This window comes from Hyphobacterium marinum, from assembly GCF_036330325.1.
Taxonomy (GTDB): Bacteria; Pseudomonadota; Alphaproteobacteria; order Caulobacterales; family Maricaulaceae; genus Hyphobacterium; species Hyphobacterium marinum.
Map to the genome: position 1 here is coordinate 934847 of NZ_JAZDRO010000001.1, position 24532 is coordinate 959378.

Sequence of the window (24532 nt, forward strand, 5' to 3'; positions counted from 1 at the left end):
GGAGCCCCGCCATGCCGAGCTATTCCGCCCCGACCCGCGACTACAAATTCCTGCTTCACGAAGTGCTGAACCTGTCGCAGTACGAAAGCCTGCCGGGTTTTTCCGAAGCGAGCCCGGACGTGGTCGACGCCATCCTGGAAGAGGGTGCGAAGATCGCGGAAAACGTGCTGGCTCCGCTCAATCGCATTGGCGACGAGCAGGGCTGCACGCGCAGCGATGATGGCTCGGTCAAGACGCCGGACGGGTTCAAGGACGCCTACCAGCAATTCGCCGAAGGCGGCTGGATGGGCCTCTCCCACGATCCCGAATATGGGGGTCAGGGCCTGCCGCATACGCTCGGTCTCGCCGTTGGCGAGATGACGTCAGCGGCCAACATGGCGTTCGCCATGTATCCGGGCCTGACCGGCGGCGCGACGCAGGCCCTGCTTGCAGGCGGATCGGAAGAACAGAAGAACACCTATCTGCCGAAAATGATCACCGGCGAGTGGACCGGGACGATGAATTTGACCGAGCCGCATTGCGGCACGGACCTCGGTCTTTTGCGTACCAAGGCGGTCCCGAATGGCGACGGTTCCTACGCCATTACCGGTCAGAAGATCTGGATCTCGTCCGGCGAGCACGACCTCTCTGGCAATATCATTCACCTGGTGCTGGCCCGGATCGAGGGCGCGCCGGACGGCGTGAAGGGCATCTCGCTCTTCGTGGTGCCAAAATACATTCTCGATGACGATGGCAATCCGGGCGAGCGCAACACGCTCCAGTGCGGCGGGCTGGAAGAGAAGATGGGCATTCACGGCAATGCCACCTGCGTCATGAATTATGACGGCGCGAAGGGCTGGCTCGTCGGCGAGGAGAACAAGGGCCTCAAGGTCATGTTCGTGATGATGAACGAGGCCCGGCTCGGTGTCGGCCTGCAGGGCCTGGCCGTGGCTGAAGTCGCCTATCAGAACTCGCTGGCGTTCGCGAAAGACCGGCTGCAGGGCCGCGCCCTGACGGGACCGAAAAACCCCAATGGTCCGGCCGACCCGATCATCGTCCATCCGGACGTGCGCCGCATGCTGATGGACCAGAAGAGCTTCATCGAAGCGGCGCGCTGCTTCGTCTCCTGGACCGCGCTGCAGGGCGATCTCGAACACAAATCAGACGATGCCGCGACGCGCGAACGGGCCGGCGACTACATGGCGCTGCTGACCCCCATCGTGAAAGCCTATCTGACCGACAAGGGTTTCCTCTCGGTCTCCAACGGGCTGCAGGTGTTCGGCGGGTCGGGCTATGTCGAGGAATGGGGGATGAGCCAGTTCCTGCGCGATGCCCGCATTACCCTCATCTACGAAGGCACAAACGGTATTCAGGCGCTCGACCTCGTCGGCCGCAAGCTGGCGATGAACGGGATGCGCCCGATCTCCACCTTCTTTGCCGAGATCGACGCGCTGGTCGCCGAAGGCGGGCCCGATGCGGTGAAGCCCTATCTCGAGGCGCTGGCCGCGACCAAGGCACAGCTGAAGGAAGGCACCGACTGGCTGGTCGAGAACGGGCTGAAGAATTTCGATCATGCCGGCGCGGCGAGCCATGACTATCTCCAGCTTTTCGGACTGACCTGCCTCACTCTGATGTGGACGCTGATGGCCAAGACCGCCGCACCGAAAGCGGGCGAAGCGTTCTACGACAACAAGCTGGCCACCGGCCGCTACTTCCTCGACCGCTGGGTACCGGAAGGCCCGATGCACCTGGCCAAGATGAAGGCCGGTGCCGATTCCATGATGGCGCTCGACGCGGAGGCGATGTGATGCAGGTTGATCCTCTCAATGTTCCCAAACCGGCTTGGCTCGACCAGGAAGACGTGAACATGTTCGACCACGCGGTGCGTGGCTTCATCGAAAAGGAATGCAAGCCGCACGGTGACCGCTGGGAAAAGTCCGGCATGGTCGACCGCGAGGTCTGGAACAAGGCCGGTGATGCCGGAATTCTCGTCCCGGCCTGCCCGGAGGAATATGGCGGTGCGGGTGGTGACTGGCGTCACGATTACGCCTTCCACATGGCGGTCGCGGAAATGGGCGTTGATGGCTGGGGTGCGTCGCTGCACAACTCCATCGTCGCGCCCTATATCTGGCACTATGGCTCGGAAGAGCAGAAGAAGAAATGGCTGCCGAAAATGGTGTCGGGCGAGTATGTCGGGGCAATTGCCATGTCCGAGCCTGCCGCCGGCTCAGACCTGCAGGGCACCAAGACCACCGCAAAGCGCGACGGCAATGGCTACCGCATCAACGGGTCGAAGACCTTCATCACCAATGGCGGCACGGCGAATTTCATCATTGTCGTGGCCAAGACCGACCCCGACGCCGGCCACAAGGGCGTGTCGCTCTTCTGTATCGAGACTGACGGGCTGGAAGGCTTCCGGCGCGGCAAGCTGCTCGACAAGGTGGGCCTGAAAGGCCAGGACACGGCCGAGCTTTTCTTCGACGACATGTTCGTCCCGGCTGATGCGCTGCTGGGTCCCGAAGAGGGCCAGGGCTTTATCCAGCTGATGCAGCAATTGCCTCAGGAACGCCTGCAGATCGCCGTGCAGGGTGTCGGCATGATGAAACGCGCGCTCGCCGAAACCATCGCCTACGTGAAAGAGCGCCACGCCTTCGGCAAGCCGATCATCGGATTCCAGAATACCCAGTTCAAACTGGCGGAGCTGAAGACCCAGGCCACCATCGCAGAAGTGTTCGTCCAGCACTGTTCCGACCTGCTCATCAAGGGCGAGCTCGACGCGGGCACGGCCTCGATGGCGAAATACTGGGTCTCGGATATCCAGTGCATGCTGGTCGATGAATGCGTCCAGCTGCATGGCGGCTATGGCTTCATGAACGAGTATCCCATCGCCCGCATGTGGCGCGACAGCCGCGTCCAGCGCATCTATGGCGGCACGAACGAGATCATGAAACTGCTCATCGCCCGGACGCTTTGATGTTTTGTCCCCCCTCCGTCCCGAAACCGCCGCTGCGCGGGGTCCGGGACACCTCCCCCGTGAACGGGGGAGGAAAACCGTATTGAACGGGAGCACCTCCACATGACCGACGCCTATATCTATGATGCCGTGCGCACCCCGCGCGGGAAGGGCAAGAAGAACGGCTCTCTGCACGAGATCACCGCGCTTCAGCTTGCCACCCAGCAGCTTGAGGCCATCCGCGACCGGAACGGCATCGACACCGCCCATATCGACGATGTGGTGCTGGGCTGCGTGTCGCCGGTGGGCGAGCAGGGGGCCGATATCGCCCGCGCGGCGGTGATCAACGCCAACTACGCGGAAAGCACAGCCGGCTTCCAGGTCAACCGCTTCTGCGCGTCGGGCCTGGAAGCGTGCAATATCGCGGCGGCCAAGGTGATGACCGGTGAGGCCGGCATGGCGATCGGCGGCGGCGTGGAATCGATGAGCCGGGTGCCGATGGGCTCCGATGGCGGGGCGATGGTCGCCGACCCGGAAATGGGCTTTGACCACTACTTTGTGCCGCAGGGCGTGGGCGCGGATCTGATCGCGACCAAGTACGGCTATTCGCGCGACGATGTGGACGCCTATGCGGTGGAAAGCCAGAAGCGCGCGGCGAAAGCCTGGGAGGAGGGTCGATTCAAGAAGTCGGTCGTGGCGGTCAAGAACCAGCTCGGTCTCGACCAGCTCACCCATGACGAGCTGATGCGGCCGGACACCGACATGCAGTCGCTGGCTTCGCTGAACCCGGCCTTCAAGGACCTCTCGGCCTTTGTTGGTTTCGACGCGGTGGCGATCCAGAAATACCCTGAAGTGGAGAAGATCAATTTCGTCCACCATGCTGGCAATTCCTCCGGTATCGTCGACGGAGCCTCGGCGGTGCTGATCGGTTCCAAGGAGATGGGCGAGAAGCTGGGCCTCAAACCCCGCGCCCGCATCCGGTCGATGGCCTCGATTGGGTCGGAACCGACCATCATGCTGACCGGCCCGGCCCCGAGCGCGCGCAAGGCGCTGGAAAAAGCCGGCATGTCCGCGGGCGATATCGACCTCTACGAGATGAACGAGGCCTTCGCCGCCGTGGTGCTGCGCTTCATGGATGATCTCGGCGTCCCGCACGACAAGACCAACGTCAATGGCGGAGCCATCGCCATGGGCCATCCGCTCGGCGCAACCGGCGCGATCATCCTCGGCACGCTGCTGGATGAACTCGAACGCACCGGCAAGAGTACCGGTCTCGCCACGCTCTGCGTCGGCGGCGGTATGGGGACGGCCACAATCATCGAGCGGGTGTGATCTTGTCCTCGCCCTTCGGGGCCGCTTTGCGGCACCTCAGGGTGAGGACGCAAAAACACCCCTCATCCTGAGGTGCGAGCCCGGACACAAGTCCGGGAGAGCCTCGAAGGATAAAGGAAGGCAGATATGAGCGACGACGAACAGAAACCTGCCCCGCAAATGAATATGGCGGCCGGCCTCCCCATCGGAATCGGCACCGGGATTGCCATCGGTGTCGGCGTCGGTGTGGCGCTCGACAATCTCGCCCTTGGTATTGGTATGGGCATCGCGATTGGCGTCGCGCTTGCGCCGGCCTTTGGCCTCGCCATGAATGCTCAGAAGAACAATCGAGGTGATAGAGATACGGATACAGGGGAAGGCGGATCCTGAGTCACATGCCCTTTATGTACGCCACATATTCCTCATCCGGCTCGAACATGGCCGCCAGCCGGCGCAACAGCACCATCGCAAGCTCGAGCGCCTGTAGTGGATCTTCGCCAAATATGTCGCGGTCAACAAGCACGTCACCGTCATCTTCGATCCACACACCACATGCCGCAGCATCGCTGCCATCCCAATCACGAACCTCGATCCGGAAGCGGACGGCATCAGGCGCGGACCCTACACGCCGGGTGCTATACGCGGCTCCGGAAATGACCGGGCACTCGAATTTCGTCATCCCGATTTCCTCCTGAAACAGGACATATGACCATGAAACACTTCACGCTTGAAACCGATTCCGACGGCATTGCGCTGGTCACCTTCGACAGCCCGGGCCGGTCGATGAATGTCCTCTCCGGCGAGGTGATGGACGAGCTGTCCGAAATCACGACGAAGATTTCATCCGACGACGCCATCAAGGGCGCGGTCATCACCTCGGGCAAGCAGGGCAGTTTCTGCGCCGGGGCGGACCTTTCAGAACTGGGCGGCGGCATGGCCGATCTCGCCAGCCTTCCCGAAGACGAAGCCAAGCAGAAACTGTTCGACATCGCCTTCCGCCTCAACGCGACGCTGCGGGCGCTGGAAACCTGCGGCAAGCCCGTCGCGGCGGCGATCAATGGTATCGCGCTGGGTGGCGGGTTCGAGGTCACGCTCGCCTGTCACTACCGCGTCATGGCCGACCATCCGAAAGCCAAGCTGGGCCTGCCGGAAGCCATGGTCGGCGTGCTGCCGGGCGGCGGAGGGACGCAGCGCCTGCCGCGCCTCATTGGCGTGATGAATGCCGCGCCGGTCATGCTGCAGGGCAAGCAGCTCGATGGCGCAACCGCCAAGATGCAGGGCGCGATCCACGAGGTTGCTCCGCTCGACCAGATCGTCACCAAGGCGAAAGAGCTGGTGAAAGCCGATCCAATGGGCGCGAAACAGCCCTGGGACCAGGACAAGTTCCGCATCCCCGGCGGTGCGGTCTATTCGCCCGGCGGTATGCAGGTCTTTGGTGCCGCGAGCCCGATGCTCAGGAAGGAAACCTACGGGAATTACCCGGCCCAGCGCTACATCCTGTCCTGCGTCTATGAGGGTCTGCAGGTGCCGATCGACGCGGGCCTCAGGATCGAGAGCCGGTATTTCACCAAGCTGCTGATGCGGCCCGAAAGCCGAAACATGATCCGCTCGATCTTCCTGTCGAAACAGGCGCTCGACAAGGGTCAGGGTCGCCCTGCCGGCCAAAAGGGCGAGGACGTCAAACGCATCGCCGTCATCGGTGCCGGCTTCATGGGCGCGGGCATTGCGACCGTCTCGGCGCAGGCCGGGATCGAGGTCGTGCTGATCGATGTCGACCAGGCCGGAGCCGACAAGGGCAAGCAGCACGCGGTCGACTATTTCGCCAAGGGGGTGAAGCGCGGAAAGCTGAGTGAAGAGAAAGCCACCAAGCTGGCTGACCTGATCACGCCGACAGCCGATTACAGCCTCCTGAAAGACGTCGATCTGGTCGTTGAGGCCGTGTTCGAGAATTCCGAACTCAAGCACAAGATCACGAAGATGGCCGAAGAGCACATGCCCGAGGACGCCATCTTCGGGTCGAACACCTCAACCATTCCGATCACCTCGCTGGCCGAAGCCTCCTCGCGGCCGGAACAGTTTGTCGGCATCCACTTCTTCTCGCCGGTCGAGAAGATGATGCTGGTCGAAATCATCCACGGTGAGAAGACAGGTGACCGCGCCCTGTCGCGCGCCGTCGATTTTGTCACCAAGATCAAGAAGACGCCGATCATCGTGTCGGACACGCGCGGCTTCTATTGCAATCGCTGCGTGATGCGCTTTGCCGAGCAGGGCATGGCGATGCTGTCGGAGGGCTATGCCCCCGCCCTCATCGAGAATGGCGCGCGCATGGCCGGCATGCCGATGGGCCCGATGGAGCTGATGGACATGACCGCCATCGATCTGGGGTGGAAAATCCAGCAACAGACCAAGAAGGATCTCGGCGACGCCTATGTGCCGTCGAAATCCGACCCGATCATCGACACGATGTACGAGCTCGGCCGCTATGGCCAGAAGACCAAGAAGGGCTTCTACGATTACGGCGAAGGCCGGGAGAAATCCCTGTGGCCGGAGCTCGACCAGTTCGCACTCGACGGCGTTCTGGAAGACCAGCCGAGCGTGCAGCTGATCAAGGAGCGTATCCTCTTCGCCCAGGCCATCGAGGCGGCCCGCACGATGGAAGAGGGCGTCGTGAAGGACCCGCGCGAAGCCGATGTCGGCTCGATCCTCGCCTGGGGTTTTGCGCCCTATACCGGTGGGGTGCTTTCCTACATCGACACGATCGGGGCGAAGAAATTCGTCGCTCGCGCCGACCAGCTTGCCGCCGACTTTGGCAAGCCGTTCGAAGTGCCCGCGCTCCTGCGTGACATGGCGTCGAAAGGCGAGACCTTCTATGGCCGTTTCGGCGGAGAAACCAAGGCGGCATAGCCCATCTCTGACGCTTCCCGGAATCGGTCAAAGACCGATGTCCGAGACACAAGATTCTCTGTCTGGACCCCGGTCTTGGCGTCGCCAAACCGGGGAGCGTCGTGGGAAACTTCAGAAACGGATCTCTGCCCCGGCCACCGTGCCGGGGCCTGCCGGTTTGTGCAGGACCTGGAACTCGCGGTGACGCTCTATGACCGCGGCACCGTAGCTATTCTTCCTGAAGCCGCAGTTGGTCCCGGCACGGTGGCCGGGACAGAAGTTTATCAAATCAGAAGAGCGAGTTTCCCCGACGAAAGTCGGGGTCCAGCTTGTTTCTGGATCCCGGCGTCCGCCGGGAAAACTGAATTGAAGTGCGAACTGCCCTCCTTCCCCTGGAGGGGGAAGCTGGCTGACGCGAACGCGTCAGACAGAAGGGGTGGGTCACTCCACGCGTATGCGCTTCCCACCCTCTCCGTCCGCTTCGCGGACACCTCTCCCATCAAGGGAGAGGAGAGGGGGGCGCATACCTACGGGAACATCCGCACACCCTGACGCGTTCTCCTCCCAATAGGGCCGTTGCCCTGCACAGGAGGACCCGCCATGGACCGCCAACAGAAGCACCACATTCCCGACGCGCCGCCGGAGACTGACGAGTCCGAGGCTTACGACCCGGAAAAATACGCGTCGCGCCGTGACCAGTCGCGTCCTGATCGCGGCCTCGGCTTCGTGCCGGTCGACGAGGCGATTCACCAGGGCGAACTGTTCGGCGAGGCTGTCGAGACTGCGGCCCGTGACCGCCAGACAGCGGCTGGTGAAGGTGCGGAAATGGCCGGTGAGAATTCGGATACGGAAACGGAGGCGGCGATGAAAGAGACGATCGGCAAGAAGCGGGAAAAATCGAAATATGACGATCCCGCGCCCGAGGATCACGACAATGAAGATGTCGAAGAGGCGCTGAAGGAAACCTTCCCGGCGTCTGACCCTGCTTCGTATTCGCCCGGCACGGCGACCCCGTCCAACATCAAGGACAAGGACAAGAAAAAATCGTCCTGACCGGTTCGGTCACCTGACACGAATGTGAGCACTAATGCCCCCTCCTGATGCTAGAACGGCGTTCAGGAGGGACCCATCATGCGATTTTTCGTGACGTTGGCGGCGGCACTTGGTCTGGCCTGTGCCCAAGGCCATGCCCAGGAGGACAGGCCAGACCTGTTCGCGCTGATCGGCGCGGGGGATGTCGAGGGCTTTACCGCCGCGCTCGACGCCGGAGCCGCCATCAATGTCCGCCAGGACACCGGGCTCGAAGCCACGCCATTGATGTGGGCGACCGGAGTCGACAATCCCGTATTTGTGGACACCCTGATCGCGGCGGGTGCCGAGATCGATACCCGCGACGCGATGGGGGATCCGGCCATCAACTGGGCGGCCTATTATGGCCGACTCCCGGCTATCTCCGCCCTGCTTGATGCCGGGGCCGATACCGACCTGACCGGACACGGGACGCCGGTGGAGATCGTGATGCGGCGCGGACATCAGGCCGCGCTGGCGATCCTGATTGATCACCGCAATGAACGCCCTGACCGGCATGCGGCGGAAGCCGCACTCGAAGCCGCCGTGATGGCAGGCGATACCGGCACGATCACCGCGCTCGCGAACTACGTGGACGTCGCGTCGGCTCGCGACTGGGCTGGCCGTCCGGTCCTGCAATCGGCGGCGCGGGCCGGACAAGGCGAGGCTGTCAGGGCACTGATCGAGGCGGGTGCCGATCCGGACGCCCGGGACCGGATCGGGTTTACCGCCCTGCATGAAGCCGCGCGCGAAGGACGAACCGGGGCGGTGGCCGCTCTGCTGGCGGCCGGAGCCGATCCCAATGCGCGCAGCGAACCCAGCGGGCTGTCACTGACACCGCTTCACATGGCGGCGACCGCCAACCAGGTGGACGCACTTCGCCTTCTTCTGGACGCTGGTGCCGACCCTGATGTGACCGGGACAATGGGCGCGACGCCGCTTCTGTGGGCAACCTTCGAGGGGGCGCGGGAGGCAGCACTGGCTCTCGTCGAAGCCGGCGCGGATACGTCCATCGCCGGCAATTTCGGCGATACGGCGCGAGCCGTCGCTGAAGCGCGGGAGTGGGATGATGTCGTAGCCGCGATCGACGCGGCAGAGATCGACTAGGCTGGGTATCCACTCATTCGCCCCCACGTTCGTGTCCCAAGCCTGTTGCCAAGTTCAGGGGGCCTGTTTTCGATGGAACAAGCTCGCAGATTCTGATAAATTCCTCCAGGTTGCGAACGGAGGCATTACATGAATTTGCGTGTATTGGTGGCAACCATGCTCTCGGCTGCGGCAGCCTCGCTGTCATCTGCCTGGGGGCAGGCGGCGCATGTCCATTCCTTCCTGCCGTCCGCGCGGTCGACCGGGATCGATTCTCCCGTGACTTTTTTTCTGGCCGTGGCCAATTCCGGCGACAGTGCGCTCTCGGGCTGTTCGATCGCGCCGGAGCGATTCGCCAGCACAATTCCAACGCCCGCCTTTCTCGACGTCATCGAGCGAGACGCCAGTGGCGCGCTGATCGACGGGACACGGTTCCAGCCCTTTACCCTCGATGTCGGCCAAACGCGCCATTTCCTTGTCAGCCTGCAGGGAAGCCGGGGCGATGCCGACAATCCGTTCTTTCAGACCAGCGATGTCGTCAGCTATAACGACCGGGTTCGCATCGTCTGTACCGATGCCGCCTCATCCTCGATTGTCGAAACAACGCGTAACGCTGCGTCACGCATGACTTATCTGGGATTTGCCGATCGGGAGCCGCCAGACCTGATCTCGATCATGGCCACCCCGTCAGGTGATGGGGTCATTCGCATTGACCCGGCCACGGGTCGCGGGGTGGCGTCGGTCGCGGCCGTCAATATCGGTGCGCCGGCGGATTTCGAGCTTACGGCCGATTCCATCGGAGAAGTTGGCATCCGGGCTTGCCGCTCAGACGCAAGCGGACTCTGTCTGGAACCGCGCAGCGACGTTCTCATTTTCCATCTCGATCGCGATGAAACCGCATACTTCAGCATCGTCGTGGATGACCGGGCTGGTAGCCGTATTCCCTTTGCGCCTGACGTCGCCCGTTTGAACATAAACTTCCAGGAAGTCACGGAGGTCGACCGGGGGGCGTTTGCCGCAACCTCCGCCGCGTTGGTCGATAGCGGTCCGGCGCTTTCCGCGTCACAGCTCACCGGGCAATGGCGAAGCGGGAACCGGATCTCGGACCGGAGCCTCATCCTGTTGTCGGATAACCGATACGCGGTTTTTGGAATTGCTACCGATGCCGGCTCGATTTCGACCTCGTTGGTTCAGACCGGAACATATCGGGTTGTATCCGAAGGCAGCGGCTTTCGAATTACCGGTACTGCAGACGCTGCTTTCGGTGTCGCCACGCCGGGCCTGGACGCCACGGTGCGCGCCGACGGGCTGATGCGCTTTACGGTCGGCACCGCCGTCAACGTATATCGTGCAGCGCTCACCGACAGCGATTTTCCTGCTACCGTTTCCGGTGAGTTTCGGGCCTCTTCCATTCGCCAGAATTCGGGGACGGGCGGTGATCCGGCGCTGCCTACATTGACCCTGTCTCCGGATGGCACGGTGACGGGCCGGTTTGTCGAGGATCGCCGACTTTATGAGGACTTCGGCGTCAGTTGCGGTATATCCGGTAGCTTGTCCGGGACAGTGGAACTGACCCAGTGCAACAATCCCGGAACGCATCGGGCCTTCCTCTACCCGATCGAGGATTCCCGGGATTCCAGCAAAATCGTTGCGGCCTATCTGCGTCTGGAAAGCGCCCGCAGCACCCATCACATCTACCTGTTCTCCACCGACCTGCCCGAGTGACGCAGGCCGCCCTTAACGCGATTTCATGCGTTGAATTTATCGGCTCCGCGCTAGCCTCACCGTCAGGTTTTGACTGACTTCGGGGAGAAAGATGGGCGACTGGATAAAGAGCGACCGGGAAACAAACGCACGCCTGAGCCGGCTCGACGAGGGCGGCGAACTTCCCATCCCGACGCGGATTGTCTCGAACGGCGAATACACGCCGCCGCCGCAGAGCGACGCCCAGCGGAAGGTCGAAGCCGCGCTCTGTGACCTCGCCGACCGTTTCGCGCCTAAGCGGGGACTCGACCGGCGGGGCTTTCTGAAGTCCTCTTTCGGCATGGCCGCGGCCTTCGGGGCGCTGAATTCGGTGTTCGGCACCAGCTATGCCGTGGCCCAGGACGAGATGATCGACGACGGCGCGGCGGCGGAATGGGCCGCCCGGCACGCCAGCCAGTTCATCTTCGACGGCCACCTCCACTTCGTCCATGATGACTATGCTTGGCCGGGGATACTGGGCTTTCGCAATGCTGCCCGCTTCATGCAGGCTGACGGCATTCCGCAGCGCGACCCGACCTTCGAGGACGTGAAGTTCGAGAATTTCGCCAAAGAGGTCTATTTCGACTCCGACACCACGGTGGGGATCATCTCCACCGCGACGTCGGACGATCCGGCCCGTGAATTCCTAACGAATGCTCATATTTCCCGGGATGTCGCGCGCCTCAATTCCGCGGCCGGCTCGCGCCGCCTCCTGGGGCATGCGTCCTTCCATCCGGGAAAGCCGGGCTGGCTCGACGATCTCGACGAGGCGATCGAGGTTCACCGTCCGGCTAGCTGGAAAGGCTATACGGTGGGCGATCCGCTCAGCCCGATGTCGCAAGCGCCCTGGCGGCTGGATGACGAGGAACTGGTCTATCCGGCCTATGAGCGCATGGTCGCGGCAGGGATCACCAATGTCTGCATTCACAAGGGGCTGATGCCGGCTGATTATGCCACGCGCATGCCGGACCTCTGGCCTTATGCGACGGTCGACGATGTCGGCAAGGCGGCGCAGGACTGGCCGCAGCTCAATTTCATCATCTACCACGCCGCCCTGCGCCCTGTGGTATTGTTCGACCCCGGTTTCGTCGCCGCGTTTGAGGAGACCGGCCGCATGGAATGGGCGAGCGATCTCGCCGACATTCCCGAGCGTTTCGGCGTGACCAATGTCTATGCCGATGTCGGCACGAGTTTCGGGCAGGGGGCGATTACCCAGCCGCGTCTCGCCGCCGCACTGATGTCGCTTCTGGTGAAAGGCATGGGCGAAGACCGGGTTTTGTGGGGCTCTGACGCCGTGTGGTGGGGTTCACCGCAATGGCAGATCGAGGCTTTCCGCCGGATCGAGGTCGATGAGGATTTGCAGGAACGCTTCGGCCTGCCTGCGCTCGGGCCGTCGGACGGGCCGCTGAAGACGAGGATATTCGGGACGAATTCGGCCGATCTCTATGGCTTCTCTGCCGCCGAGCGTACCGTCGCCCACTATGCCGGCGACCGGCTCTCGCAGCACAAGGCGCAATATCTCGCCGAGGGCCGCGACCCGTCGAACGCCTATTACGGCTTCATCCAGCCGGACTAGGCCGCAAGCGCCGGAAAGCGCCAGACATCCATGGCGAGCGCGCCATGCGTCCAGCCGGCATGGAGCGCTTCACCGCCACCGCCGGACGCCGCGAGCGCCGCAATCAGCGGGCGGAAATGTTCCGGCGTCGGATGATTGCGCGCGGCATGCGGCGCGCTTCGCCAGTCCAGGATGGCCGAAAGGTCTCCTGCCACAAGCTTTGGCCGCGCCCACTCTGCGAAGGATTCCGCTTCGGCCAGGGGAGGCGCATCTTCAGGTGCGCCGAGCGCATCACGAAGCGAATGGGTGAGCGAGCCCGAGAAGACGAGTTGGTGCCCCTCACGCGCCAACGGCGCGAGTGCAGCGCCAAGCTCAGCCGAGGCGTGATCCTGTGACTGCCGTGGTGGCAGCGAAACCTGGATGACGGGTGCTTGGGGCTGCGGGCGAAGCAGGGCGAGCGGGACCCAGACGCCGTGATCAAGACCGCGGTTCGCATCCGTTTCTGCGCTGATCCCCACTGCTTTCAAGCGTGCGGCGATGTGGACCGCAAGCTCGGGACTGCCGTTCGCCGTATACTGGTAACGTGCCAGAACCTCACCGAAACCGGCGAAGTCATGTATCGTTGAGGGCCGAGACGAGGCCGTCACCTTCACCGGACCGCTTTCCCAGTGGGCGGACACCACGATCCACGATGCTGGTTCGGCCATGCGCGAACCGAATTTCGTGAGGAAAGCCCGCGCCTGCGAGCGCCCCGTAAGCAGGCTGGGTGCGCCATGGGATAGAAAGAGGGGATTGCGGACAGTCATGATGCTGCTTTCAGTGGGGCTTGCACCGGGCGGGAAAATCGCACCATGACAGAAGGCGAAATCGGAATTAATACCTTCGATCACGTATGACAATTTCCGAAACGGAATGATATGGACCGTATCGACGCGCTTCGCCTGTTTGCCACCGTCGCCGAGCTTGGCAGCTTCACCAAGGCCGCCGAGCGCGAGGGGATTACGCCCGGCGCGGCGTCGAAGCAGATTACGGCGCTGGAAAGCCGTTTGCAGGCCCGGTTGCTGGAACGGACGACACGGTCTGTCCGGCTGACCGATGCCGGTGAAGCCCTGCTCGACCGGCTGAAGCCCTGGCTGTCGGAATACGAGTCGCTGGAGAACGGGCTGGCGGATGACAATGCCGCACCGGCGGGCCTGTTGCGTATCTCCGCCCCGGTCGATTTCGGCGCGCGGCGCCTGATCGGCCCGGTTTCGGAGTTCATGAAAAAATGGCCGGAGGTCGAGGTTCGCTTGTCATTGTCCGACCGCATGATCGACCTCGTGGACGAAGGTTTCGATCTGGCTGTGCGGATGGGCAACCTGCCCGATTCAACCCTGATCGCGAAACGGCTGGCCCGGGCCTGTCTCGTTGCCATTGCGTCACCGGAGTATCTGGAAAACGCGCCGCCTTTGACCGGTCCTGCGGACCTTGCCAACCATGACTGCATTATCGACCGGAACAAGCCGACGCCGCTGTCCTGGAAGTTCACCCGCGATGGTGAAAGCGAAGAGGCCCGGATCAACGGGCGGCTGACTCTGAATGGTGCCACTGCGGCGGTCGAGGCGGCGGCCGCCGGGATGGGGATTGCCTGTCCGCCTTACTGGGCCGCGCGGGAGGCGCTGGACGAGGGCCGCGTGGTCAAGGTGTTGCCCTTCTGGGAGCCGGACCATCGCGATCTCTGGGCGGTTTATCCGTCCAATCGCTATCTGGCCCAGCGCGTGCGCCTGTTTGTCGATCACCTGGCCGCGTCATTCAGTGATCAGGTCTGACCCTGTTCCTACCAGAACCACCGTCCGCGCCCGACCAATGTCCAGGCCATGAAATTCCGCACCAGCGGAACCCGGCAAAGCGGTCCGAACAGGATGTTGCGCAGCCGGGCGACCAGTTGCGACGAGCCCTGGAAGACCGGCGTTAACGCCCATGACATCCAGACATAGAAGCGCGCCGTTTTCTTTCGCTCGCTCTCAAACGCGGCCAGTGACACAGCGGCCGGCCGTTCCGGCTCGATGCTGTCTGCCAGCGCAACGGCATCGCCCAGCGCCAGATTGGCTCCCTGACCCAGCTGGGGGCTGGTGCCGTGGGCCGCATCGCCGATCAGGACAACGCGGCCGCGCCGCCAGTTCGGGCAGCGGACATCGCGATAGGTCGCCGGGGTGAAGGTGTCGAGGCTCTCCACGCCGTCGAACAATTCTGCAGCCTCCGGCCAGAAACCGGCGACCTGGGCGCGAAACGCGGTCAGGCCTGCGTCGCGCCACCGCTGGAACCCATCCCCGCGCAGGGACCAGAAAAAGCTGACGGACGGGGTGCCGTCCGCCCGTGCCGGGTCTCGGCCAACCGGCAGGACGCCAATCATCACCCGGCAGTCGTCATAGACCTGGGCCAGATTGCGCGCCTGCGTCCAGCGACCGTCCCGGTCGGGACGGACGGCCCAGACCGCGCCCCACGGGTAGATGGGGGCACGTGCCGCAGGCGAGACGAGCGAGCGCAATACCGATTGCGCGCCGTCACTGACCACGACCAGATCAAAGGGTCCGCAGTGTTCGCCCGTCTCCAATGTCAGGCAGGGCCGCTCCCAGTCCGAAATGCCGGCGACGCTGGCACCGGTCCGGAAGCGGATGCCAGAGTCCTGAGCAGCTTCCAACAGGGTATCAAACAGGCTGGCGCGATGGATTCCGATACCGTGGTCGGCCTTCCGGCCATAGGCATAGCGAAGGTCGAGGATCGTTCGTCCGTCTGGCGAGACGCCATGCAGACGATCGATGCGGGCTCCGGCAGCCGCGATGGGCTCCTGCAGCCCCAGCCGGTCGAGCGCTTCGAGCCCGGAGGGTTGAAGGAGGAGGCCGGCACCGAGCGGCTGCGGCTGCTCAAACCGTTCAAAAATCTCGACGGAATGCCCCTGTCTCGCCAATGCGATGGCGCTCGCCATGCCGCCGATCCCGCATCCGGCGACGGCGATCCTCATGCGGCTTTAGCGGTGCAGGCCGCATCGTGGAGGGGCAGAAGCAGGTGCTTGTTCAGCCACGCGACAACCGGCACGGCCACGCCGTCGCCGGTCAGCCGGTAGGCCTGTGTCGGAATTCCGGGCAGGGGATAGCTGTCGGGAAGGCCCATAAGGCGCGCCGTTTCGCGCGGTGATAGCAGCCGGGCGCGTAGCCGTCCGTTCTCGATAACGGCGAGGATTTGCCGGCTTGATCCGCCACCAGGTGTGCGCAGGCAACCGGCCACGCCGTCGAACCGGATTTCGGCCCGCTGGAGACGTTGACCGTCCCGCGTCCGGGTTCGCCGGTAGATCGTTCCGATAGTGCGCTGGCCCGAAGCAAGGGCGGCGTCGAGGCGGGCGCGGTTGACGGAGTCCATCTGCGCGACAAGCCGGTCGGTTTTCCCGGGTGCCAGCCAGGGGGTCGCGGGCGTATCCGGTTCGAGAAGGTCGGCGAGTTCGACCGTCCGCCCGGGTGGTACAGGCAGGGACCAGTCGATCCAGTTGCCCCGAACCCGTTCGGGCAGCGCGTCCCGTGCCGCATTCACGCGCCGGTTCTCCGCCCCGGTTGGTCCGGTCAGCGGGCCAGGTATCGCCCGATCTGCCCGGACCGCGATCACAAAGAGGCGGGGCCGCGACTGGGGCAGGAAATCCGCGGCATCGAGAACCACCGCACCGAACCGGTAACCGGCGGTGCCCAGGGCGTCACACAGCGTCGCGAAATCCCGGCCATCGTTGGAGGTCAGCAGACCGGTGACATTCTCGATCACGACCAGGGGGGGTGGCCGGCCATCCGCACACAGGCCTTCCATCAGACGCCAGAAGGCAAAGAACGCGCCGGAGCGGGACGCCGCGAGGCCTTCGCGCCGGCCTGCCAGCGACAGGTCCTGACAGGGCGGCGAGGCCCAGACGAGATCGGCCAGGCCGGGTAGATCGCCGATGCGCAGGTCCGCGATGTTGCGTGTGTCGGGCCGGTGGCCAAACGCGGCATGGTAGGCGTCGGCTTTGCCGTCATCGAAATCATTGGCGAAACGGCAGTCCCAGCCCGTCCCGAGGCCCAGGCGTGCCATGCCGCCGCCAGCAAAGAATTCGTACAGGACCGGGCGGCAATCGCGAGTCATGACGGGCATGCTAGCCGGTTTTCCACACTTGTGCGCTGATCCGTTCTGACGCGGCCGCGGCGGCTGTGGAAAACACCGTGAACAGGGCGTGGATAGGCGCTAGCCCGGAACAGGCTTCCACCATCGCAGGAAAGTGACGGTCGCGTCCTCCAGCACCGCGGCCGGCGGCAATTCGCCATCCGGGCCGGCATAGGGCGACGGGTCAAACCAGTAACCCAATTGCGGATTGGCAGGGTCCGTGCAGACGACCAGACCCGAGAGGGCTTCCATGCCGGGCAAGCAGTCGTCCGCCGAAAAGCCGCTATCGGCAAAGCGGCCGCCGATATCGATGCGCGGATTGTCGACCAGTCCGGCTGCGTGAAGAGTGACCTCGCCGATCGTGCCCGGTGGAAAGGCTTCCGCGACCTCGGCGACCGGTGCCGAGCCGTTCGCAGTGCGGAGGAGAAAGACGGTATAATCAAGACCCTCACTACTGCGGGTCGCCGTATCAATTTCGTATCCGGGGGCCAGGCTGGCGATCGTGGACGCGTCGAACGGGGTATCGCCGCGAAACGGGCCAATGGCGTCCTCCGATACTGTCCACAGTGTACTTGTCCCGGCACCGGCCGGGTCGGATGCACGGGCCTCTCCGTCTTGTCCGCGCTCGGCGGGCGCACAGGCCACGACCAGAAACAGCGCGCCAAGCAGGTGATTTGGAAATGGCTTCATGGCATAATCTCCCAAGCGGGGATGCTAGGACGAATTCGGGGGGCATCATGAAACATATAATTGCGCTCGTCATTGGCGGGGTGAGCCTGACCGCCTGCGCGGCGACCACGACAACCGCGGGCCTGCCGGCAGCCGGTAGGCTGGGTAGCACGGCATTCGACTATGCGCCCGTGCGCCCCGAGACCGAGGACATGGCCCGCTTTGGCTACAGCCTGTCAGGGATGACGAATGGCTGGAATGGCGAAATGCGGTTCGAAAGCGAGGGGGGCGGACTGGCCGTCGACCTGGTGATGGATCGCGGCGGTGAACGCACCGCCGCCGCGCTGGACATTGCCATGCCCTATCTCGAAAACGGCGTCCGCCGCTTTACCGGGCAAACCGAGTCCGGTGACCCGGTCGAAGTCGTCCTGCAGGCCGGCCCGTGTCTCGACCCGGGCAGTGCGCGTCACCAGACCCATTTTGCCACCGTTTCTGTGGGCAGCGAACGGTACGACGGATGCGCGCGCGAGGAGGCCGCAACGGACCGCTGGACCAATTATATCGCCAGCTATCTGCCGGCGATTGACACCTGCCTCTATGAAATGCGCAACCAGGCCGAACACGTCACGCTGGCCTATCCCGTGGCCAGTTCGACCGGCGTAAGGCTGGGCAACCGCCTGGGCCAGCGCTGGGAATGCGTGACGCGGCAGGGCAACCAGGCCGTGAATGCCATGCGTACGCTTGAAGCCGGTGATGTTATGGAAGGCGAGAATGACCCGATTTTCGTCCGTGGCGAAATGCCGATGGCCGGTGAAGGCTGCTATGTCTACGAGTCGGTTCGTACAGCGGACGGTGAACTGATCGGTGCGTTCGGTTTTGACGCCTGCAGCGCCCCGACTGGTCCGATGGGTTAACCGGGTTTTTACGCGGCGCAGCCCAAGGGCGGTGACATGCGCACCGCCCTCGCCACTCTCATCGTCAGCCTACTCGCCGCAACCCCTGTTGACGCCGATGTCCGCGATATCCGGTTTCAGGAATCCGGGGAGGGCGGGCTCGTCGCGATCAGCTTTTCACAAGCACCGCGGTCGGTGACCGTGACGCCGGATGCACGGGGCGCGGCCATTCTCTTTGAAGGCGTGCAGGCCGACGGTTTCACGCTTGACCCGGTCGCCAATCCGCTTCTGGCACAGGTCGCGCTGACCCGACTCGAGCACGGCGTCGTCCTGCGCCTCGATGCTGCCGGCGCAGCCTGGAGCGATGTTGTCGCGCGCGCGTCCGGCGATGGAGCCATTGTTCGGATCACGCTGCGCGGGACGGGCAGCACGCCCTCGCTGCCCGAAAGCCGGATCCGGACAGTTGCCGAGATGGCACCGACGCCGGAGGGGAACGCGGCGTCTGAAAACACCGAAACACAAAATGCGCACGACGAAGTCTCGGCGGATGCTGTGATGCCCGAAGCGCCGGCCGAAGCCGGGCCTGTGGACCCGCCGCTCAACGTCACGGACACCAATCCGGAAAGCCGCGTCGAGACCGGGCCGGTGGTGGGCGGTACTCCGTCGCCGATCTCAACCCTGGCACCGGCAGGGTGTGCGCTGACAGCGGCTGCGGTGGAAGCAGACGGATGGGATCTGGACGCGTTGACGGCCCACAGCGCCTGCCTCGCAGACGAGGGCCGGGGCGAGGAGGCACGGCCCCTTCTCGAACGCGTTCTGGCGTTTGAACCGTCCCGGTTCGATGCCGCGCTCATGCTGGCGGAAATCACCGAAGACAGCGGAGAACGCTCAGCCGCGCAGGCTCTCTTCGAACAGGCCGCGGAAGCCGCCCGTACCGATGGCCAGGCCGCGGCGGCACGGGCCCGCGCCCGGGCGCTGGCGGCGCAGACCGATAACTAACCGGCGAGATCTTTGCGGCAGACGGCCCTGAGAGCCGACAACCGCTCGTCCTCCATCTTGCGGATGCGCCGTGCTTTCAGGTCGAGCATGGCCGCGACGCCTTCCGTGGTCCACCAGGGCTGGCCAGAGACGGGGTCGAGGACCCAGTGGACCAGCCGCCGGACATTCGGATTGGCCTCGACCAGTCCCGACCGGATGACGAACAAATCGCCGGCTCGCGGCCGTCCTCGTGCCCGGATTCGTCCTTCCAGTAGTGCCCCACCGAGGGATTCACCATTTCCGGATTGGCTGTCCCATTCCTCGGGAAAGGCTTCGCGGAAATGAATGACGGAGTCCGAGACCTTCGCCAACAGGCCTTCAGGGCGCAGGAAACCGAAGACATCGCAGTCGGCGGGCGAGAAGGCTCCACGTCCGATTTCGGTCAACCCGATTTGATCTGCAGCTTTGAGGGACACATTCGGCCGTCCCGGGTGAGGCGGAAGGCCGCGCGGGGAACAGGGCTCGGGCGGGCTGATCAGTACCTGCCGGGCCATGTCGGCAAACCGGGATGGCCATGGAAACACCTGACCTGACGTAGGCACGGCGTGGTCGAGCCGGAGCGTCAGCCCGGCTGCAGGCCGTCCGTCGCCGTGTTCCATGACCAGGGCGGCCTGGCAGCTGTTCTCGTCGAGGGACGTAAAGCCGCCACGGATCACCAGGGGGGCGCCCGGCCGCGCCTCAGCGAGAAAATTGATATGGACTTCGCGGAGCAGGAGTGTCGCCGTCGCCCCGCCGCGGAACGGGGCGGTCATGCCTGCGCCCTGGGCGAGGTGGGCCACGGCCTCCATCGCCTTGGCGAGGTAGAATTTTACATTGAGGTGGCCGAGCTCATCGCATTCCCACGCGTTGGCATTGCCGCGCCACAGATCGCGCATCACCGTCTCCTGCAGTCAGGACCCGAGCCGAACAATGCCTGTTTCGGTTTCCCGGCGATTAATGCGCGCAGCGCTCGCAGCGGCCGTAATGCTCGACCACGGAGTGATCAATCATGAAGCCTTCCGGGGCGTCTGCCGGTGTGGGCGCGCCGTGGCGTTCTTCCACATTGCCGCAATCGCCGCAGATATAGAGCTCGGCATTGCCGTCATCGTGGCTGTGGCCGCAGGCGACGAAGGCGTTGAGCGCTTCCACCTTGTGCGCCAGCCCTGCATTCATGAGAAAATCGAGCGCCCGGTAAATCGTCGGCGGCTTCGCCTTGTTGCCCGGCTCGTCGAGCTGGGCGAGAAGGTCATAGGCCTTGATCGGTCCCTTGGCCTTCAGCAGGAGCCCCAGGACGCGCCGGCGCAGCGGCGTCAGCTGTTCGCCCCGCCGCGCGCAATGCGCCGCAGCGTCGCTGAGTTTCTTTTCCATGGAATCGGCGTGCGTCATGGCGGTCAGTCTACTCCGGACGGCGACAAAAAATCGACCTTTGCCTGCTGTGTCCCGATCATATGGGACGGGAGCCTGCCCGGCACCAGCTTTCAGTCAGCAGACGAGACGGGCGGAATCGCAGCGGCCTGACCTGTTCCGGCGCGGCTTTTGCACAAGGTGCGCGCACACATTGTGAGGCGCTTGGTCATGGGGTATCAAGCGCCCGTCTTGAAATCGAAGGGGTGCCTGACATGGCCGACGCCGCTCCGGAACAACCGCGTCTCAGCGGACAGGTTCCGCTCTACAGAAATCCGCAGCCGCTGAACCGCGAGACCCACAAGTCCTATGGACTCAAGGCTCCGAAAAAGCCGTACGAATTCCTGCGCGAAGCGCATTTCGTGCCCGCCATTGTGGGTGAATTCGGTATCGCTGCGGGCAGCTTCCCGGTCATCTTTGTTGGTGAGAAGCGCGTGCCGGTCGTGGTGATGGGCCTGCGTCAGGGAGAAAATTTGTTCGTGACGGAAGACGGCCAGTTCGATCCGAACTTCATGCTGCCGGCCTTTATCCGCCGCTATCCCTTCGTCAGCGCGTCCAATGGTGCCGACAAGCCGGCCACCTTCTGTGTCGATATCGACGCGGACTCGGTGACCGACAAGAATCCTGAAATTCCGTTCTTCGATGAAAACGGTGAGCCGACCCAGGTCATCAACCAGGCCATCGAATTCGTCAGCGCCTTCGAACAGGACGCCCGGACGACGGAACTCTTCGTTCAGCGCCTGATGGATCTCGACCTGTTCGAGCGCAAGGAAATCTCGGTCGCCGACAAGGCCGATCCGACCAAGCAACAAAAGATCGCCGAATATTTCGGCATCGACGAGAAGAAGCTCCTCGCGCTGCCATCCGAAACGGTGATGGAACTGCGCGATGCGGGTCATCTGGGCGCAATCTACGCCCACCTCGTGTCGCTGGCGCGCTGGGATCGCATCATCCAGCTCGGCCTTGGCATGACCAATGACGATCCGATTGCCCCGCCCAAAACCAAGGCGAAGGCCAAGAAATAACCTTCCTCTCCGGAAGGCCATCCCATTGCAGGACGCCGGCGTGGATATTCCGCGCCGGCGTTTTGCTGTCACGACTGCGCGAGTGTGTTCGACATTCCCGCCACGCGCCTATATTCCCGATCAAACAGCGGCGACGCCGCACGGCCCCGGGATGACTGCATGCTCTTCGCGCGCCTACTGACACTCCTGACCGTCCTGATTGCGTTCCCGGTACAGGCCGGAGCCCAGTCGGCCTTTCTGTCAGACGAGCGCATGGTCGAGGCTTCGCTCGTCACGTCCCGCGATACCGTCCAGCCCGGCGACCGTTTTCATGTTGGTCTGCGGCTGGAAATCACCGATGGTTGGCACACCTACTGGCGCAATCCGGGCGATTCCGGTGAACCCACGCGGATTGAATGGCAGCTGCCCGACGGTTTCCAGGCGGGCGAGATCGTGTGGCCGGCACCGGAGGTTTTTCCTTTCGGGCCCCTGACCAATTACGGCTATGCCTATGAAGTCGTCCTGCCGGTTGAAATCACTGTCAGCCCGGATGTAACGCCCGGTTTTCACACGCTGACAGGGTCAGCGACATGGCTGGTCTGTGAGGAAATCTGCATTCCAGAGGGCGCTGCGATTGAAGCATACGTAACGGTCGGAGATGCGCCCGAGGTCAACCGCCGGGGCACGGCGCTGATCGAACGCGCCCTCTCACAAGCTCCCGGCGGCGAGGATGGTCCCGTCGCCGGGCTGCGCCGGACGGGTGAGCGCCTGCTTCTGACGGTCGCGACGCCCGACGATGGCGTGATAACGGGCGAAATCCGCAATTTGCGTTACTTCCCCTATTCGGGCCGGCTGATCGACCATTCCGCTGAACAGGCCTGGGCGCTGGAGGCGGAGGGACTCGCGGTCGATCTTCAGGCCCGTGACGGGACGGTCGATACGGGCGACGGTGCGGGCGTTCTGACCTTCGAGACCAGGCTTGACGGACGCTGGCAGCGCCGGGCGATCGAAGTGCAGCCCGAGGCCGGTGCCCGCCTGTTTCGCCCCTCTGGCGATGCTTTCGCCCGGACCGCACCGGTTCCGTTCAATGCCGGTACTTTCGCGGTTTCGATCGTCCTCGCTTTCCTGGGTGGCCTGGTCCTGAATTTGATGCCGTGCGTTTTCCCGGTGCTGTCGATCAAGGCGCTGGGCTTTGTCGAGCGCGCCCATGCTGATCGCAGTGAGTTGCGCCGCCATGGCCTGATCTTCCTCGGTGGTGTGCTCGCGGCCTTTGTCGGTCTTGCCGTGACCCTGGTGGTTCTGAAGTCGTTGGGTCAGCCCATTGGCTGGGGCTTCCAGTTGCAGTCGCCGCTTATCGTCGGACTGCTGGCGCTTCTTTTTTCGGCTATCGGGTTCAATCTGCTCGGCCTGTTCGAAGTTGGCACCCGCCTTCAGTCGGCGGGGTCGCGATGGGCCAATATGGACGGCGATGCCGGAGCGTTCATGACCGGGCTGCTCGCTGTCGTCGTGGCTGCGCCCTGCATCGGTCCTTTCGCCGCTGGCGCGCTCAGCCTCGCCCTCGTTCAGCCTGCGCCGGTGATGATCGCGGTGTCGGCAGCGATGGGACTCGGCCTCGCCGCCCCCTATGTCCTCCTCAGCTTCCAGCCGGGCCTGCTGCGCCGCCTGCCGAAGCCCGGCATGTGGATGGTGCGGTTCAAACAGGTCCTGGCCTTCCCGATGTTCGGCGCGGCGATCTGGCTGGTCTGGGTCGCGTCCGTACAGACCGGGCCGACCGGGCTGCTCTGGCTGCTGGGGGCCATTCTCGCGCTCGGCTTCGTGGTCTGGTCGCTGGGGCTGAACGGGATGGCACGGCGGGTCTCGGCCGTACTCGGGTTGCTGGTCATGATCGCGGCGGTCGTCATGGCCGGACAGGCACGCGCGGACCAGGAGCTGACGGCGGAATCCTGGTCACCGGCCCGGGTCGCCGAATTGCGGGCCGAAGGCCGGCCGGTCTTCGTGGAATTCACGGCGGCCTGGTGTGTGTCCTGCCAGTTCAACAAGCAGACGACGCTCAACAGCCGCACGGTACGCGAAGCCTTTGACGCAAACGGTGTCGCGGTTCTGGTCGCCGACTGGACCAATCGCGACGACACGATCGCGGACGCGATCCGGGGTCACGGTGCCGCCGGCGTACCGCTCTATGTGATGTATCCGGCCGATGGTGGAGAGCCCGTCATCCTGCCGCCGATCCTGTCGACATCCATCATTGTCGACGCCATCGGGGCCGCGGTGAACTAGTCGAGGGATTCGACCGGGCAGGAGGGCGGAACACCGTCTGCTTCCTCGACATCCGGATCGTCAGCGAGGGGCGCGATCTCCTCGGCCTGCGCAAAGAGATAGACATAGTCGCGATAGATGCGGGCCAGTTCCGCGCCGCTATGGCTGGTTTCCAGATCAGCAATGCGGTCCTGCGCATCGCCGGACATGCCCCGGAAGATACAGCGCAAATCCTGTGGCCCGCCCGACGCTTCTATCCGGTGCGAGAGCATGGCCGAGGCGGTGGCAAACTCGCTGACATCGGTCAGGAACGGATCGTCCTGGCCGATCGGGGGGATGCTCGCGCCCGGCATGGCGGTGTAGGTCTCGGCACGGCTTTCGGCTTCAGACCGCAGGCGTCCGGCGGTTTCGGCCAGCTCGCTGCCCGGTCCGGCAAAGGCGGGGGCCGTCATCGAGACAGCCGTCAGGGCCACCAATAGATTCCGCATGACACTCCATCCTCAAGCCGCGCGTCCCTCTCCTTGCGGCGACGCAAGAACCGGGCCGTGCTTGATCG

General features: G+C 63.9%; 22 protein-coding genes. 14 read left to right on the plus strand and 8 right to left on the minus strand.

The annotated features are described in order from the left end of the window. Window positions 1–11: 11 nt before the first annotated feature. From V0U35_RS04415 to V0U35_RS04430, 4 genes are all read left to right on the plus strand, one after another. The gene (locus tag V0U35_RS04415; protein WP_330195443.1) at window positions 12–1787 is read left to right on the plus strand and encodes an acyl-CoA dehydrogenase C-terminal domain-containing protein; all 1776 of its coding nucleotides are present in this window, start codon (window positions 12–14) and stop codon (window positions 1785–1787) included. After that, on the plus strand, window positions 1787–2953 hold the full coding sequence (locus tag V0U35_RS04420; RefSeq protein WP_330195444.1) for an acyl-CoA dehydrogenase family protein: 1167 nt from the start codon (window positions 1787–1789) through the stop codon (window positions 2951–2953). The genes V0U35_RS04415 and V0U35_RS04420 overlap by 1 nt, the downstream gene beginning before the upstream one ends. Window positions 2954–3055: 102 nt before the next feature. After that, on the plus strand, window positions 3056–4264 hold the full coding sequence (locus V0U35_RS04425; RefSeq protein ID WP_330195445.1) for an acetyl-CoA C-acetyltransferase: 1209 nt from the start codon (window positions 3056–3058) through the stop codon (window positions 4262–4264). 126 nt (window positions 4265–4390) lie between these two features. After that, window positions 4391–4633 carry a hypothetical protein gene (locus V0U35_RS04430; protein WP_330195446.1) on the plus strand — a complete coding sequence of 81 codons (243 nt, stop codon included), beginning with the start codon at window positions 4391–4393 and terminating at the stop codon, window positions 4631–4633. A gap of 1 nt (window position 4634) precedes the next feature. Here V0U35_RS04430 and V0U35_RS04435 read toward each other — a convergent pair whose 3' ends face one another. Then, window positions 4635–4922, minus strand: coding sequence for a hypothetical protein (locus V0U35_RS04435; protein WP_330195447.1), 288 nt, complete (start codon window positions 4920–4922; stop codon window positions 4635–4637). A gap of 32 nt (window positions 4923–4954) precedes the next feature. Between V0U35_RS04435 and V0U35_RS04440 the strand changes: the two genes are divergently transcribed. The 5 genes from V0U35_RS04440 (at window position 4955) to V0U35_RS04460 (ending at window position 12599) form a co-directional block, all read left to right on the plus strand. Then, complete coding sequence (locus V0U35_RS04440) at window positions 4955–7147, plus strand: 3-hydroxyacyl-CoA dehydrogenase NAD-binding domain-containing protein (RefSeq protein WP_330195448.1); 2193 nt, start codon at window positions 4955–4957, stop codon at window positions 7145–7147. 579 nt (window positions 7148–7726) lie between these two features. Further along, a complete protein-coding gene (locus V0U35_RS04445; protein ID WP_330195449.1) occupies window positions 7727–8179 on the plus strand; it encodes a hypothetical protein in 453 nt (150 codons plus the stop codon). A 78-nt stretch (window positions 8180–8257) separates the two neighbouring features. Next, window positions 8258–9301 carry an ankyrin repeat domain-containing protein gene (locus V0U35_RS04450; RefSeq protein ID WP_330195450.1) on the plus strand — a complete coding sequence of 348 codons (1044 nt, stop codon included), beginning with the start codon at window positions 8258–8260 and terminating at the stop codon, window positions 9299–9301. Between the two features lie 129 nt (window positions 9302–9430). After that, window positions 9431–11005: a hypothetical protein gene (locus tag V0U35_RS04455; RefSeq protein ID WP_330195451.1), complete on the plus strand. Its 1575-nt coding sequence runs from the start codon at window positions 9431–9433 to the stop codon at window positions 11003–11005. A gap of 91 nt (window positions 11006–11096) precedes the next feature. Next, window positions 11097–12599: an amidohydrolase family protein gene (locus tag V0U35_RS04460; protein ID WP_330195452.1), complete on the plus strand. Its 1503-nt coding sequence runs from the start codon at window positions 11097–11099 to the stop codon at window positions 12597–12599. Here V0U35_RS04460 and V0U35_RS04465 read toward each other — a convergent pair. Next, window positions 12596–13468 carry a DODA-type extradiol aromatic ring-opening family dioxygenase gene (locus V0U35_RS04465; protein ID WP_330195453.1) on the minus strand — a complete coding sequence of 291 codons (873 nt, stop codon included), beginning with the start codon at window positions 13466–13468 and terminating at the stop codon, window positions 12596–12598. The two genes, V0U35_RS04460 and V0U35_RS04465, sit on opposite strands and share 4 nt — an antisense overlap. 27 nt (window positions 13469–13495) lie before the next feature. Here V0U35_RS04465 and V0U35_RS04470 point away from each other — a divergent pair, with 27 nt between their 5' ends. Next, on the plus strand, window positions 13496–14386 hold the full coding sequence (locus V0U35_RS04470) for a LysR family transcriptional regulator (protein ID WP_330195454.1): 891 nt from the start codon (window positions 13496–13498) through the stop codon (window positions 14384–14386). A gap of 8 nt (window positions 14387–14394) precedes the next feature. Here V0U35_RS04470 and V0U35_RS04475 read toward each other — a convergent pair whose 3' ends face one another. The 3 genes from V0U35_RS04475 to V0U35_RS04485 form a co-directional block, all read right to left on the minus strand. Further along, window positions 14395–15579, minus strand: coding sequence for an FAD-dependent oxidoreductase (locus V0U35_RS04475; protein WP_330195455.1), 1185 nt, complete (start codon window positions 15577–15579; stop codon window positions 14395–14397). Next, window positions 15576–16724, minus strand: coding sequence for a DNA cytosine methyltransferase (locus tag V0U35_RS04480; RefSeq protein ID WP_330195456.1), 1149 nt, complete (start codon window positions 16722–16724; stop codon window positions 15576–15578). Before V0U35_RS04480 ends, V0U35_RS04475 begins: the two co-directional genes overlap by 4 nt. 90 nt (window positions 16725–16814) lie before the next feature. Further along, window positions 16815–17423: a hypothetical protein gene (locus V0U35_RS04485; RefSeq protein ID WP_330195457.1), complete on the minus strand. Its 609-nt coding sequence runs from the start codon at window positions 17421–17423 to the stop codon at window positions 16815–16817. Window positions 17424–17470: 47 nt separating this feature from the next. Here V0U35_RS04485 and V0U35_RS04490 point away from each other — a divergent pair, with 47 nt between their 5' ends. Then, window positions 17471–18316, plus strand: a complete 846-nt coding sequence (locus tag V0U35_RS04490) for a hypothetical protein (protein ID WP_330195458.1) — start codon at window positions 17471–17473, stop codon at window positions 18314–18316. A gap of 36 nt (window positions 18317–18352) precedes the next feature. Continuing rightward, window positions 18353–19294, plus strand: a complete 942-nt coding sequence (locus V0U35_RS04495) for a tetratricopeptide repeat protein (protein ID WP_330195459.1) — start codon at window positions 18353–18355, stop codon at window positions 19292–19294. Here the strand turns inward: V0U35_RS04495 and V0U35_RS04500 are convergent. Together V0U35_RS04500 and V0U35_RS04505 are read right to left on the minus strand one after the other, a co-directional pair. Continuing rightward, complete coding sequence (locus V0U35_RS04500; RefSeq protein WP_330195460.1) at window positions 19291–20208, minus strand: thioesterase family protein; 918 nt, start codon at window positions 20206–20208, stop codon at window positions 19291–19293. The genes V0U35_RS04495 and V0U35_RS04500 overlap by 4 nt on opposite strands. 58 nt (window positions 20209–20266) lie before the next feature. Continuing rightward, entirely contained in the window at window positions 20267–20698 is a 432-nt protein-coding gene (locus V0U35_RS04505; protein WP_330195461.1) for a transcriptional repressor, read from the minus strand. Window positions 20699–20931: 233 nt separating this feature from the next. Between V0U35_RS04505 and V0U35_RS04510 the strand changes: the two genes are divergently transcribed. Continuing rightward, window positions 20932–21741: a SapC family protein gene (locus tag V0U35_RS04510; protein WP_330195462.1), complete on the plus strand. Its 810-nt coding sequence runs from the start codon at window positions 20932–20934 to the stop codon at window positions 21739–21741. Window positions 21742–21900: 159 nt separating this feature from the next. Further along, window positions 21901–23997 carry a protein-disulfide reductase DsbD family protein gene (locus V0U35_RS04515; protein WP_330195463.1) on the plus strand — a complete coding sequence of 699 codons (2097 nt, stop codon included), beginning with the start codon at window positions 21901–21903 and terminating at the stop codon, window positions 23995–23997. Here the strand turns inward: V0U35_RS04515 and V0U35_RS04520 are convergent. Continuing rightward, on the minus strand, window positions 23994–24464 hold the full coding sequence (locus tag V0U35_RS04520; protein WP_330195464.1) for a hypothetical protein: 471 nt from the start codon (window positions 24462–24464) through the stop codon (window positions 23994–23996). The two genes, V0U35_RS04515 and V0U35_RS04520, sit on opposite strands and share 4 nt — an antisense overlap. Between the last annotated feature and the right edge of the window lie 68 nt (window positions 24465–24532).

Bases quoted from the DNA above. Each gene is read 5' to 3' on its own strand.
- V0U35_RS04415 (WP_330195443.1), top strand. From the start codon at position 12: ATGCCGAGCTATTCCGCCCCGACCCGCGACTACAAATTCCTGCTTCAC.
- V0U35_RS04420 (WP_330195444.1), top strand. From the start codon at position 1,787: ATGCAGGTTGATCCTCTCAATGTTCCCAAACCGGCTTGGCTCGACCAG.
- V0U35_RS04425 (WP_330195445.1), top strand. From the start codon at position 3,056: ATGACCGACGCCTATATCTATGATGCCGTGCGCACCCCGCGCGGGAAG.
- V0U35_RS04430 (WP_330195446.1), top strand. From the start codon at position 4,391: ATGAGCGACGACGAACAGAAACCTGCCCCGCAAATGAATATGGCGGCC.
- V0U35_RS04435 (WP_330195447.1), bottom strand. From the start codon at position 4,922: ATGACGAAATTCGAGTGCCCGGTCATTTCCGGAGCCGCGTATAGCACC.
- V0U35_RS04440 (WP_330195448.1), top strand. From the start codon at position 4,955: ATGAAACACTTCACGCTTGAAACCGATTCCGACGGCATTGCGCTGGTC.
- V0U35_RS04445 (WP_330195449.1), top strand. From the start codon at position 7,727: ATGGACCGCCAACAGAAGCACCACATTCCCGACGCGCCGCCGGAGACT.
- V0U35_RS04450 (WP_330195450.1), top strand. From the start codon at position 8,258: ATGCGATTTTTCGTGACGTTGGCGGCGGCACTTGGTCTGGCCTGTGCC.
- V0U35_RS04455 (WP_330195451.1), top strand. From the start codon at position 9,431: ATGAATTTGCGTGTATTGGTGGCAACCATGCTCTCGGCTGCGGCAGCC.
- V0U35_RS04460 (WP_330195452.1), top strand. From the start codon at position 11,097: ATGGGCGACTGGATAAAGAGCGACCGGGAAACAAACGCACGCCTGAGC.
- V0U35_RS04470 (WP_330195454.1), top strand. From the start codon at position 13,496: ATGGACCGTATCGACGCGCTTCGCCTGTTTGCCACCGTCGCCGAGCTT.
- V0U35_RS04475 (WP_330195455.1), bottom strand. From the start codon at position 15,579: ATGAGGATCGCCGTCGCCGGATGCGGGATCGGCGGCATGGCGAGCGCC.
- V0U35_RS04480 (WP_330195456.1), bottom strand. From the start codon at position 16,724: ATGCCCGTCATGACTCGCGATTGCCGCCCGGTCCTGTACGAATTCTTT.
- V0U35_RS04485 (WP_330195457.1), bottom strand. From the start codon at position 17,423: ATGAAGCCATTTCCAAATCACCTGCTTGGCGCGCTGTTTCTGGTCGTG.
- V0U35_RS04490 (WP_330195458.1), top strand. From the start codon at position 17,471: ATGAAACATATAATTGCGCTCGTCATTGGCGGGGTGAGCCTGACCGCC.
- V0U35_RS04495 (WP_330195459.1), top strand. From the start codon at position 18,353: ATGCGCACCGCCCTCGCCACTCTCATCGTCAGCCTACTCGCCGCAACC.
- V0U35_RS04500 (WP_330195460.1), bottom strand. From the start codon at position 20,208: ATGCGCGATCTGTGGCGCGGCAATGCCAACGCGTGGGAATGCGATGAG.
- V0U35_RS04505 (WP_330195461.1), bottom strand. From the start codon at position 20,698: ATGACGCACGCCGATTCCATGGAAAAGAAACTCAGCGACGCTGCGGCG.
- V0U35_RS04510 (WP_330195462.1), top strand. From the start codon at position 20,932: ATGGCCGACGCCGCTCCGGAACAACCGCGTCTCAGCGGACAGGTTCCG.
- V0U35_RS04515 (WP_330195463.1), top strand. From the start codon at position 21,901: ATGCTCTTCGCGCGCCTACTGACACTCCTGACCGTCCTGATTGCGTTC.
- V0U35_RS04520 (WP_330195464.1), bottom strand. From the start codon at position 24,464: ATGCGGAATCTATTGGTGGCCCTGACGGCTGTCTCGATGACGGCCCCC.